Annotated in this window: 12 protein-coding genes; 2 read left to right on the top strand and 10 right to left on the bottom strand. The window is 63.9% G+C overall.

What is annotated here, in order from left to right:
• Window positions 1-174: 174 nt before the first annotated feature.
• The 9 genes from OU426_RS17830 to OU426_RS17790 all read right to left on the bottom strand — a co-directional run bounded on the left by OU426_RS17830 (window position 175) and on the right by OU426_RS17790 (window position 8,240).
• The gene (locus tag OU426_RS17830; RefSeq protein WP_267635517.1) at window positions 175-795 is read right to left on the bottom strand and encodes a LysE family translocator; all 621 of its coding nucleotides are present in this window, start codon (window positions 793-795) and stop codon (window positions 175-177) included.
• A complete protein-coding gene (locus OU426_RS17825; RefSeq protein WP_267635515.1) occupies window positions 792-1,226 on the bottom strand; it encodes a VOC family protein in 435 nt (144 codons plus the stop codon). Before OU426_RS17825 ends, OU426_RS17830 begins: the two co-directional genes overlap by 4 nt.
• On the bottom strand, window positions 1,223-2,314 hold the full coding sequence (recF, locus tag OU426_RS17820) for a DNA replication/repair protein RecF (RefSeq protein WP_267635514.1): 1,092 nt from the start codon (window positions 2,312-2,314) through the stop codon (window positions 1,223-1,225). Before recF ends, OU426_RS17825 begins: the two co-directional genes overlap by 4 nt.
• Window positions 2,315-2,385: 71 nt before the next feature.
• A complete protein-coding gene (dnaN, locus tag OU426_RS17815; protein WP_267635513.1) occupies window positions 2,386-3,504 on the bottom strand; it encodes a DNA polymerase III subunit beta in 1,119 nt (372 codons plus the stop codon).
• A gap of 130 nt (window positions 3,505-3,634) precedes the next feature.
• Window positions 3,635-5,005, bottom strand: a complete 1,371-nt coding sequence (gene dnaA / locus OU426_RS17810; RefSeq protein ID WP_267635512.1) for a chromosomal replication initiator protein DnaA — start codon at window positions 5,003-5,005, stop codon at window positions 3,635-3,637.
• Between the two features lie 523 nt (window positions 5,006-5,528).
• Window positions 5,529-5,798 carry a 30S ribosomal protein S20 gene (rpsT, locus tag OU426_RS17805; protein ID WP_267635511.1) on the bottom strand — a complete coding sequence of 90 codons (270 nt, stop codon included), beginning with the start codon at window positions 5,796-5,798 and terminating at the stop codon, window positions 5,529-5,531.
• A 95-nt stretch (window positions 5,799-5,893) separates the two neighbouring features.
• Window positions 5,894-6,670 (bottom strand): enoyl-CoA hydratase-related protein, encoded by a 777-nt coding sequence (locus tag OU426_RS17800; protein WP_267635510.1) that lies wholly within the window; start codon window positions 6,668-6,670, stop codon window positions 5,894-5,896.
• A 48-nt stretch (window positions 6,671-6,718) separates the two neighbouring features.
• Entirely contained in the window at window positions 6,719-7,570 is an 852-nt protein-coding gene (gene mutM, locus OU426_RS17795; protein ID WP_267635509.1) for a bifunctional DNA-formamidopyrimidine glycosylase/DNA-(apurinic or apyrimidinic site) lyase, read from the bottom strand.
• A complete protein-coding gene (locus OU426_RS17790) occupies window positions 7,563-8,240 on the bottom strand; it encodes a hypothetical protein (RefSeq protein WP_267635508.1) in 678 nt (225 codons plus the stop codon). Before OU426_RS17790 ends, mutM begins: the two co-directional genes overlap by 8 nt.
• Before the next feature lie 82 nt (window positions 8,241-8,322).
• On the opposite strand from OU426_RS17790, the gene ubiE reads away from it, so the two are divergent.
• Window positions 8,323-9,075 carry a bifunctional demethylmenaquinone methyltransferase/2-methoxy-6-polyprenyl-1,4-benzoquinol methylase UbiE gene (gene ubiE, locus OU426_RS17785; protein WP_267635507.1) on the top strand — a complete coding sequence of 251 codons (753 nt, stop codon included), beginning with the start codon at window positions 8,323-8,325 and terminating at the stop codon, window positions 9,073-9,075.
• A gap of 1 nt (window position 9,076) precedes the next feature.
• The gene (gene ubiB, locus OU426_RS17780; protein WP_267635506.1) at window positions 9,077-10,603 is read left to right on the top strand and encodes a 2-polyprenylphenol 6-hydroxylase; all 1,527 of its coding nucleotides are present in this window, start codon (window positions 9,077-9,079) and stop codon (window positions 10,601-10,603) included.
• Between the two features lie 4 nt (window positions 10,604-10,607).
• Here ubiB and OU426_RS17775 read toward each other — a convergent pair whose 3' ends face one another.
• The gene (locus tag OU426_RS17775; RefSeq protein ID WP_267635505.1) at window positions 10,608-11,279 is read right to left on the bottom strand and encodes a flagellar hook capping FlgD N-terminal domain-containing protein; all 672 of its coding nucleotides are present in this window, start codon (window positions 11,277-11,279) and stop codon (window positions 10,608-10,610) included.
• Window positions 11,280-11,283: the final 4 nt, after the last annotated feature.

Here is an 11,283-nt window from a genome sequence, read left to right as displayed (position 1 = left end):
TCCCCCGTCTGGCGGGGCCGGGTTGTCTTTGGGTCCCCTTTTTTTGGGGTTGGGGCCGGGGTTTGCCCCGGGGCCGCCCCATTTTTTTGGGGTTTCGCGGCGGTGGGCGGCGATCCGCGGGGGGGGCGCTGCCCCCCGCGACCCCCCGGAGTATTTCCGGACAGAACGTGGAGATCAGGTGAGAGTGATGGCGAGACCGACAGCAATCAGAAGGCAGCCCGAGATCACATTCAGCCGGTGCATCCGTTCGGGCGAGGCGAGGAGCGCGCGGGCGCGGTCGAGAAAGAGGGCAAGCGCGAGGTTGCCGAGCATGGGCACAAGGGCCGAGATGGCAAGAATGGCGGCGATGTCGGGGGCAGTGATCCGGGTGAGGTCGAAAAAGCCGGGAAGGACCCCCATGTAGAAAAGGATGGCCTTTGGGTTACCGATGACTGCGGCGACGCCGACCGAGAAGGCGGCCCACATGCCGGGTTTCGTCAGGCGGCTGTCGGCCTTCATCGGGCCGACGGACCTGCGGATGAGCATCACGCCCATCAGCACGAATACCCCCGCCGCCACCCAGCGGAGGACCGCAAGGAAATCGCCGTAGACCGAAAGAATCCAGGTCAGGCCGAAGATGGCGCAAAGGGGCCAGATGAGATCGCCGAGCGCTACGCCGACCGCAAGCGGCCAGGCGGAGGCGAAGCCACCCGAGAGCGCCCGGGCGATCAGCGCCACCCAGACCGGGCCCGGCACGGCCCACAGAAGGAACATGCCGCCCGCATAAAGCGCGAGCTGGTAGAGGGTGACGGTCATATGGGCTCCGGCAGGGTCAGGCATCCATCGGCATCGAGCGGCCAGAAGGGATTGTGCGCGATTTCCCAGACATGGCCGTCAGGATCGGCGAAATAGCCGGAATAGCCGCCCCAGAAGACCTTCTGTGGCGTCTTCAGCGCTGCTCCACCCGCCGCAACGGCGCGGGCGAAGGTCGCGTCGACGTCCGCCTCGCTTTCCATGTTCTGGGCAAGTGTCATCGCCCCGGTTCCAAGTGCCTGGGCGGGCCGCGCCTGATCCTCGGCCAGCGACGCCAGATCGAAAAGCGCCAGTGCCAGCCCGTTCATCTGGAAGAGGACAAGCGCCTCCATCGAGCGCGGATGGGCCCGCCAACCCCAGGCCTCGTAGAAGGCCCTGGAGCGGCCAAGATCGGCGACGCCAAGGGTGATGAGGGTGACGCGTTCGGCTTTCATGGGGCGCTCCGGAAATTGGCGTGAGACTGGTCTTCGCCTTCCGAAACTTCAAGCCATTCTGCCCGGTCCCCCAGAACGTCGAACAACTCCGCTCCGGTACCCGTCATGAAGGCTTGGACGCCAAGAGCCGTGATCTCGTCATAGAGCGCGGCGCGGCGGTCTTGGTCGAGGTGAGCCGCGACCTCGTCCAGAAGGAGGAGCGGCGGCTGGCCGATATCGGCGGCAAGCGCACGGGCATTGGCGAGGATAAGCGAGATGAGAAGTGCCTTCTGTTCCCCCGTCGAGCATTGGGCGGCAGGTGTGCCCTTTGCGGCATAGAGTGCCGAAAGGTCGGCGCGATGCGGTCCGGCAAGCGTCCGTCCCGCCGCCATGTCGCGGGGGCGGTGCGCGGCCAGCAGCTCGGCCAGCGCGTCCGCGCTGCCGGGCGCCCCCCCGTCTTCGCCATCCAGAAGCGTCAGATCCGCTGCAGGAAAGGCGGTTTCGGCGGCACTTTGCGCCTCGGCGAGCCGGACAAGGACCATACGCCGGTTTGTATCGATCTCGGCGCCGGCTTCGGCCATCTGAGCCTCAAGTGCCCCGTACCAGGCCGGATCGCGGACTTCGTCCTTCAGAAGGCGGTTCCTCTCCCGCATCGCCTTCTCATAAGCGAGTGTCGCCTCGGCATGGGCGGGCACGAACGAAAGGACCATCCGGTCAAGAAAGCGCCGCCGCCCCTCCGCCCCCTCGATCCACAACCGGTCCATCGCCGGGGTCAGCCACAGGATACGCGCGATCCGGCCTAGGGCCACCTGCGTCGCCGCCTTGCCGTCAATGATGACACTACGTGCGCTGCCGCGCTCGGCTATCGTCTCGATCTCATGCCCGTCGACGGTCGCCGCGACCTTCCAGCCAAGCCGTTCGGGCCGCCGCGACAGCTCCTCCGCCGCCGCCCGTCTCAGGCCGCGACCGGGCGACATTAGCGAGATCGCTTCGAGAATATTGGTCTTGCCCGCCCCGTTCGGCCCAAAGATCGCCACCGGCCTGCCGTCAAAGGCCAGCGCCGTGCGCCGGTGCGAGCGGAAATGGGACAGGAGCAGTTCCTGAAGCACCCTATCCCCTCTTTCGTTTCCAAATATCCCGGGGGGTCCGGGGGGCTGGCCCCCCGGCCTCGGCCCGGAAATCACACCCTCATCGGCATCACGACATAGACAGCCGACGTATCGTTACCCTCACGCATCAGCGTAGGATCGCCGGCCGAATTGAACAGGAAGACCGCATTCTCTCGGTCGACCTGGCTCGCGATTTCCAGCAAGTATTTCGCGTTGAAGCCGATTTCCAGCCGCTCGTCGCCGTAGGCAACGGCCAATTCCTCTTCTGCCGCGCCGCTGTCGGGGGCGTTGACCGACAGGACCAGGCGGTCCTCGTCCAGTTGCATCTTCACCGCGCGCGACCGTTCCGAAGACACCGTCGCCACCCGGTCCACCGCCTTGGCAAACTCGGCCGCGTCTACTTCCAGCCGTTTGGTGTTCCCGGTCGGGATCACGCGGGTATAGTCAGGGAAGGTGCCATCGATGACCTTCGAGGTCAGCGTGATCGCCGGGGTCGCGAACCGCACCTTGGTCTCGCTGACCGACACGGCGATCTTCGCCTCGTCATCTTCCAGAAGCTTTCTCAACTCGCCCACGGTCTTGCGCGGCACGATCACACCCGGCATGCCCTGCGCCCCGTCGGGCAGGGCGGCGTCGATCCGCGCCAGCCTATGGCCGTCGGTCGCCACGCAGCGCAGGACGGTGCCGTCTTCGCCGTTCGCCACATGCATATAGACGCCGTTCAGGTAATAGCGCGTCTCTTCGGTCGAGATTGCGAATTTCGACTTGTCGAACAGCCGCCGCAGAACGCCCGCGGGCGCCGAAAAATTGGCGGTATATTCCGACGAGGCCATCACCGGGAAATCCTCACGCGGCAGGGTCGCGAGCGAGAAGGTCGAGCGGCCGGCCTCTACCGTCAGGCGGCCCGAGGCGCTGTCGTCGGTCAGCTGCACCAACGCCCCGTCGGGGAGCTTGCGAACAATCTCGTGCAGCATCACTGCCGAGACGGTCGTCGCCCCGGCGCGTTCGACCATGGCGGGGGCCTTGTCGATCACCTCGATATCGAGGTCGGTCGCGCGCAGCGACACGGTCGAACCGTCAGCCTCGATCAGCACATTGGCGAGGATCGGAATGGTGTTGCGCCGTTCGACCACCGACTGTGCCTGGGCGACCGCCTTCAGAAGCACTGCGCGTTCGATGCTGAGTTTCATTTCCGTCCCCTGTCATGCCCGGGCCGAACCCGGGACAGGAAAACTAGCAAGTTTCTGCCCGGGCTCAAGGTTTTTCAGATGTTTCAACCGGAAAGGGGTGCAAGGTCAAGCCGCGCCCCGCTGCCGTGGCTCAGCTTTCGAGCAGCCGGCGCAGAAGGTCCACATCCTCGGCCAGTTGATGATCGGTGCCGCGCATTTCCTCGATCACGCGGACGCCATGCATGATGGTCGTATGGTCGCGCCCGCCGAAGCGGCGACCGATCTCGGGCAGGCTGCGGGTCGTCAGCTGCTTGGCCAGATACATCGCCACCTGACGCGGACGTGCAATCGTACGGGTCCGCTTCGGCCCGATCATGTCGGACAGCCGGATGTTGAAATGTTCGCTGACCTTGCGCTGGATCTCCTCAATGGTGATCTTGCGGTCCGAGGCGCGCAGGATATCGGCGAGGCAGTCCTGCGCGAGGTCGAGCGTGATTTCCTTGCCCACCAGCGAGGCGAAGGCGAAAAGCCGGGTCAGCGCCCCTTCCAGCACGCGGACATTGGTGGTGATCCGGTGCGACAGGAACTCCAGCACCCCGCCCGCGAGTTTCACGCCGGGATGCAGCGCCAGATAGGTCTCCGCCTTCTGCTGCAGGATGCCGAGGCGCAGCTCGTAATCGGTCGGGTGCAGATCGACGACCAGCCCGCATTGCAGGCGCGATTTGATCCGCTCCTCGAGGTCCTTGATCTCGCCGGGCGCGCGGTCGGCGGAAATCACGATGCGCTTGTTCTGGTCGATGAGCGCGTTGAAGGTGTGGAAAAACTCTTCCTGGGTCGATTCCTTGCCGGCGATGAACTGCACGTCATCGACCATCAGAACATCGACTGAACGGAAGAGCTCCTTGAAATCCATGATCTGCTTGTCGCGCAGTGCCTGGATGAAACGATACATGAACTGTTCGGCGGACAGATACAGAACCCGCAGTTCGGGATCGCGCGCCTGCATTTCATGGGCGATCGCATGCATCAGGTGGGTCTTGCCGAGGCCGACGCCGCCATAGAGGAATAGCGGATTAAAGGTCACCGGCCCGCCTTCGGCCACGCGGCGCGCGGCGGCATGGGCCAGCTCGTTCGGCTTGCCGACGACAAACGACTCGAACGTGAAGCGGGAATCGAGTGCGGCGCCAGGCAGATCACCGTCCTCGGTGCGCTGGGTGGACTGCGGGCGGCTCGCCGCCTTGCGGGTCGCGGGCGCCACCTTGGCGATCGGGACGGCGCGGGCCTTGGGCACCACAAACTCCACCCGCTCGACCTCGGCGCCGACCTTCGCAAGGTGCAGGCGGATCTGTTCGGAATAATTGCGCGACACCCAGTCGCGCATGAAATTGGTCGGCACGTCGAAACGGGCGGTGCCCGCATCGAGGCTGACGAGCGTCAGCGGTTCGATCCAGCTCGTGTAGGCATTCTTGCCAACCGTCTTGCGCAATTCATCTTGAGCCTGCCCCCAGGTTTTTTCGATCATTCTTTTTATGCCCACATCTTCTGTCCCATGCGCCCGGTCGCCCGGCCGGCATTCCTCCGTTCTCCTAAAAGACGCTGGCGGCACGGATGGCCGCCGCATCTCACAAGGTTGGGGTGGCCGGAAACAACGGTATCTCCTGCCAACAATCGGCCGGACCGTTCTTTCGCAGACAACCGTGCAAGCGCACGGGTAAAGGCACATGCCGCGCACCCTAGCGGATGAGCGGTGAGGTCGAGCGGGTGCACCCCCGCAACTTCCCCGATGTCTTCCGTCCCCCCAGGACGAAGTGAATCGCTGATCAGACGCTAGCAAGCCGCGCGCGCGGGCCGCAACAGAACTTCGCGCTTGACTCACCGATTGCCAGAACGAATCCCGAAGGGCTGTGCAAACGTGTGACAGGGCGGATTCCGGACCGGTTGCACCGCAAGAATCTTACGTCGCGTCACGATCCACACCTACCCGAAAAGCGAAAGGGGCGTCACCTTTCGGTGCGCCCCTGAAGCACGTTTGATACGTCCGCGGATCAGGCGGTGGCGAGCGCTTTCACACGCGAGGCCAGGCGCGACATTTTGCGCGCTACGGTGTTCTTGTGCAGCACGCCCTTGGTGATGCCACGAGCCAGTTCCGGCTGGGCATTCTTCAGCGCGGTGGTCGCGGCTTCGGAGTTGCCCGAAGTGATCGCTTCTTCGACTTTGCGCAGGAACGTGCGGATCCGCGAACGGCGCGCCTTGTTCACGTCTTGACGACGCTCGGACTGGCGTGCGCGCTTCTTGGACTGGGGCGTATTTGCCATGGGACGGATTCCGGATTCGGTTCAAGTAAATCTGAAGCCGCGCTTCTAGGGGCGACTCGGGGATAAGTCAACAGTGCGCCGGGTGGAAATCTGGCTTATTTATCCACGAACTTCGGCGGGCGCTTTTCGATGAAGGCCAGCATGCCTTCCTTCTGGTCCTCGGTCGCGAACAGCGACTGGAAAAGCCGCCGTTCAAACAGTACGCCTTCGGCCATCGACATTTCATCGGCCCGGTGCACTGCCTCCTTGGCGGCCTTCACGGCGATCTGGGATTTTTCGGCGATCTTCTGCGCGGTGGCCAGCGCCTCGGCCAGCAGATCAGCGGCGGGCACGGTGCGCGCCGTCAGGCCCGCGCGTTCCGCTTCCTCGGCCCCCATCATCCGGCCAGTCAGGTGCAGGTCCATCGATTTGGCCCGCCCGATCAGCCGGGTCATCCGCTGCGTCCCGCCGATGCCGGGAATGACGCCGAGGTTGATCTCGGGCTGGCCGAATTTCGCGCTGTCGGCGGCGATGATGAAATCACACAGCATCGCCAGTTCGCAGCCGCCGCCGAGGCAATAGCCCGCCACCGCCGCGATCACCGGCTTGCGGGTGGCGCGGATGCGATCGGCATCGGCTGCGAAGATGTTCTCAAGGAACACTTCGGCGAAGCCCTTCGTCGACATTTCGCGAATGTCGGCGCCCGCGGCAAAAGCCTTGTCCGATCCGGTAACGACGATGGCCCTGACCGACGGATTGCTGTCCATCGCCATCAGTGCCGCCGACAGTTCCCCCATCAGCCTCGCATTCAGCGCATTCAGCGCCTCGGGCCGGTTCAGGCGGATCAGGCGGACCGGTCCGTGATCCTCGATCAGAAGCGTTTCAAAGCTCATGGCAACCTCCGTTTACCCGTGACTATCAGGCGGGGCGAAGGGCGCAAGTCACCTTTGGCAGATAGGGCAGTGATAGGTGGACCGACCCGACTGGACGATCCGTTCGATCCGGCCCATGCATCCTGGCGTCGGACAGGGCTCGCTTTCCCGGTCATAGACCCGGAAGGAATGCTGGAAATAGCCAAGCTCCCCATCCGCCTGCCGATAATCCCTGAGCGACGATCCGCCCGCCGCGATAGCCTCCGACAGGACCTCGCGCACCACCGGCACCAGCCGCGCCACTTCCGCAGTATTCAAGTCGCCCGACAGGCGGCGCGGGTCGATCCCGGCGCGGTGCAGCGCTTCGGACACATAGATATTGCCGAGCCCCGCGACGATCTTCTGATCTAGAAGCGCTGCCTTCACCGGCATCGCCCGACCCTTCAGTCGCCCGGCCAGATAGGCTTCGTTGAAGAGGTTGCCCAAAGGCTCCGGCCCGATATCGCGCAGCAGCTTGTGGGCCTCTGCCCCTGCGGTCGGCATAAGGTCCATGGCGCCGAACCGACGCGCATCGTTGAAAGTCACGCGCGCGCCATCCTCCATATCCAGGACCACATGATCGTGCTTTTGCGGCGCCGGGTGATCGTGATGGAATTGTCCAAGCATCCGTCCCGAAATCAGCATGCGCCCCGACATGCCGAGATGGATGAGAAGCGTCTCGCCCGTCGAGAGATCGGCGAGGATATATTTCGACCGCCGCCTGAGCCTATCGACCCGTGCGCCTGTCAACTGCTCCGCCATCCGTTCGGGCAAGGGAAAGCGCAAGTCGGGCCGGTTCACCTGCGCGCGGACGATCACCCGGCCCTCCATCACCGGCAAGAGCCCCATCCGTACGGTTTCGACCTCTGGCAGTTCAGGCAAGGTGCGTCCGATTCTTCCTTATCTGTTGCTGCGCGAATTCCTTGAACTCGCCGATACCGACGCTGTGTTTCAGCACTTTCGCCTTGCCTCCCGGCTCGAACCTCAGAACCAGCTCATAGGCCCCATCATCGCCGATCCAGTCCAGATTCCGCCAGAGATATTCCCGGCGAAAGAACATCATCCGCGTCACGATCAGGATATCGCGGTCGTAGCGAGCCTCGAACCCGAAGATATAGAGGACACCATTCGCCAATGCAGCCAGCAAAAGGCCATGGATGTAGATGGCGGGGACGGGCAGTTCCCGGATAGCTTCGGGAAATCCCGTAGGCGCAAAGTCCGGCCGGAAGACAAACGTGCCGATCACCGCGGCAAGGCCGAGGACAAAGACCCTCACGCCTATAGATGCCTTTAGGATTCGCTCGTTCATTGTCATCGGCGCAGGGCCGCCCGTGCCGATCCGTGCGACTGCATCATAATGTCGCGGAAGGGCCTGCCCCTGAAAGAACGCAGCCGGTCCGATCGTGCCCTGATCGCGGTGACGGTCGATGATCTGGCGCCGCCTTTGTGCCTTCCACCAGCCGAAATAGGCCATTGGCACGAAGATCACGGCGAAAGGCACGAGGATCGATATCGTCTTGAAGATCACGCCTAACGCCGCCGCCATGTTCATGAACCGACCTTTCTTGCCGACACCGGTTTTATTTGCAGCGGCTTCGGTATAACTCCAGTGCGGCGGAAATCGGGCAGCAAGCATGACGCAGGACACGCAACAGAACACGCATTTCGGTTTCCAGACCGTACCCGAGGCCGAGAAGGCCGGGATGGTGCATGGCGTCTTCACCCGCGTGGCAAACCGCTATGATGTCATGAACGACCTGATGAGCGTTGGCATCCACCGCCTGTGGAAGGATGCGATGATGGACTGGCTGGCGCCGCAGCCCGGCCAAAGGCTTCTCGATGTGGCGGGCGGTACAGGCGATGTGGCCTTCCGCTTCCTCACGCGGGCCAAATCGGCCCATGCCACGGTCTGCGATATGACCGAAAGCATGCTGGTCGAAGGCCGCAAGCGCGCCGAGGCAGAGAATATGGCCGCGAGCCTCGACTGGGTGGTGGGCGATGCGATGGCGCTGCCCTTCCCCGACCGGTCGTTCGATGTCTACACGATCTCTTTCGGCATCCGGAACGTGACCCGCATCGCCGACGCCTTGTCAGAGGCCTATCGGGTGTTGAAACCGGGCGGGCGGCTGATGGTGCTGGAATTCAGCCAGATCCCCAACGATCTGATGCAGAAGGCCTATGACCTCTATTCCTTCAACGTGATTCCCCTGATGGGCCAGATCGTCGCCAATGACCGCGCCTCCTATCAGTATCTGGTCGAATCGATCCGCAAGTTCCCCGATCAGGAGGCTTTCGCGGCCATGATCGGCCGGGCGGGCTTCGGGCAGGTGAAATACCGCAACCTGTCGATGGGCATTGCCGCCCTTCACTCCGGCTGGAAGATCTGAGGTGCGCGGTCCCCACAATCTCTGGCGGCTGATCCGCACGGGTGCGACCTTCGAACGCGCCGGCGCGATGAAGCTCGCGCTCGAGGCGATGGAAGTGCCGCCGCGCCTGCGGCTGCTGGCGCGTGTCCTCGGCTGGCCCTTCCGCTTTCTCGGCTATCGAGGCGATCCGGCGCTGCCACCGGTCACGCGTGCCCTGACCGCCCTCGGTCCTGCCTACATCAAGTTCGGCCAGGTCCTGTCGACGCGCCCTGACGTAGTGGGTGTGGAGCTCTCTGACCAGCTCAAGGTCCTGCAAGATAAACTGCCACCCTTCGATCTGGTGACGGCAAAGGCCACGGTTGCGGCCGAGCTCGGTCATCCGGTCGAACATCTCTTCTCCGAATTCTCCGAATCGGTCGCGGCGGCCTCGATCGCGCAGGTCCACCGCGCCCGCGTCTCAAGCTCGGGCGAGGAGGTCGCGGTCAAGGTGCTGCGCCCGGGTATCGAACGCGCCTTCCGCCGCGACATCGACGCTTTCTATTTCGCCGCCGGCCTGATCGAGACGCTCTCGCCCGCTTCGCGGCGCCTGCGCCCCACCGATGTAATCGCCCATTTCGAAAGCGTGGTGATGGGCGAGCTGGACCTACGGCTCGAAAGCGCCGCCGCCTCGGAGTTCGCGGTCAACACCGCGAAGGATAATGGGTTCGCGGTGCCCACGCCGCTCTGGCATCTCTCTTCCCGCCGGGTGATGACGCTTGGCTGGGCCGAGGGTATTCCGCTTGGCGATGTGGCGGCGATCAGGGCCGCGGGCCACGATTGCCAGGCGCTGGGCGCGCGGGTGCTGCAACTGTTCCTGAGCCATGCACTGCGCGACGGGTTTTTCCATGCCGACATGCATCAGGGCAACCTAAAGGTCGCGGCCAACGGTGACCTCATCGCCTATGATTTCGGCATCATGGGCCAGATCGACACCTATACCCGCCGGGTCTATGCCGAAATCCTCATGGGTTTCATCCGGCGCGATTACGTGCGGGTGGCGGAAGTGCATTTCGAGGCGGGCTATGTGCCGCGCGACCGCGATATCAACGAATTTGCCCGTGCGCTGCGTGCGGTGGGCGAGCCGATTGCCGGGATGGATGCCAACCAGATCTCGATGGCGCATCTTCTGTCTTACCTCTTCGAGGTGACGGAGCGGTTCGGCATGCAGACGAGGACCGAGCTGATCCTTCTGCAGCGCACCATGGTGGTGGTCGAGGGCGTCGCGCGCTCGCTCGATCCCCATATCAACATCTGGGACGTGGCGCGCCCGGTCGTCGAAGATTACATCCGCAGCAACATCGGGCCGCAGGCGCTGATCCGAGATCTCATCAAGACCGCACAGGTTTTGGGCCGGTTCGGGCCGAAACTGCCGCAGATTGCCGAAGCGCTTCTGGTGCGTGGCGCGACTGTGCCCGAGGAACAGAGACCCAGTCGGCGCCGCCCTTGGGCCATCGCGGCACTGTCGTTGGCGGCCTTCGCCGCCGGTCTGGTGGTCGCCTCCTTGTTCTGACCTCTTACGGTGTCGCGCCTGGCCTGAGCGCCGAGACGTCGCCCGGCGCCACCGTCGCGCCGCCGGTCAGGACCAGAAGGGGGCCTGTCGCGCTCTGGCGGACCTCCGTAACCCGGTTGAAGGTCTGGACCTTGTCGGTCGACGTAAGTTGCCCGCCCGAATAATTCTCAAGCTTGAACGTATAGTTCCCCGGCAGGACCTGCCCGCCGGAGGCCGTGGTGCCGATCCATTGCACCGGGTTCGACGAGACGGGAATCTCCTGCCGCCAGACCTCGCGGTTCTTGTCGTCATAGGCGACCAGAACGGTCTTGTCGGCGCCCTTGGCGGGCGTGGGATAGACTGTCAGGGGCTGCCCCGCGAAGGGTGCGGGCGCAGAAGAACGCGCTTCCATCCCCACCCAACTGGCATATTGGCCCATCGCGGTGACGCCAAGCTGCGCGGTGAGCGAGGCGAGCAGATCGTTGGTCTTCACCTGCTGCTCGACCCCCGAGAAGGTCGCAAGCTGCACCGCATAATCCGACGATTCGATCGGGTTCAGCGGGTCCTGGTTCTTCATCTGCGCGGTCAGCATCTTCAGGAACATCTGGAAATCCGACGATATCGCCTGTTGTTCGGGCGCGCGGCCCGTCGGGTTGGTACGAACCGCGCTGGTCTGGCTGGTAGTGGACAAGTCCATGGAT

It is taken from the genome of Frigidibacter sp. RF13 (genome assembly GCF_026626305.1).
In the GTDB taxonomy this organism is placed as follows: Bacteria; Pseudomonadota; Alphaproteobacteria; order Rhodobacterales; family Rhodobacteraceae; genus TMP-24.
This window is presented reverse-complemented; position numbering and strand designations above follow the sequence as displayed.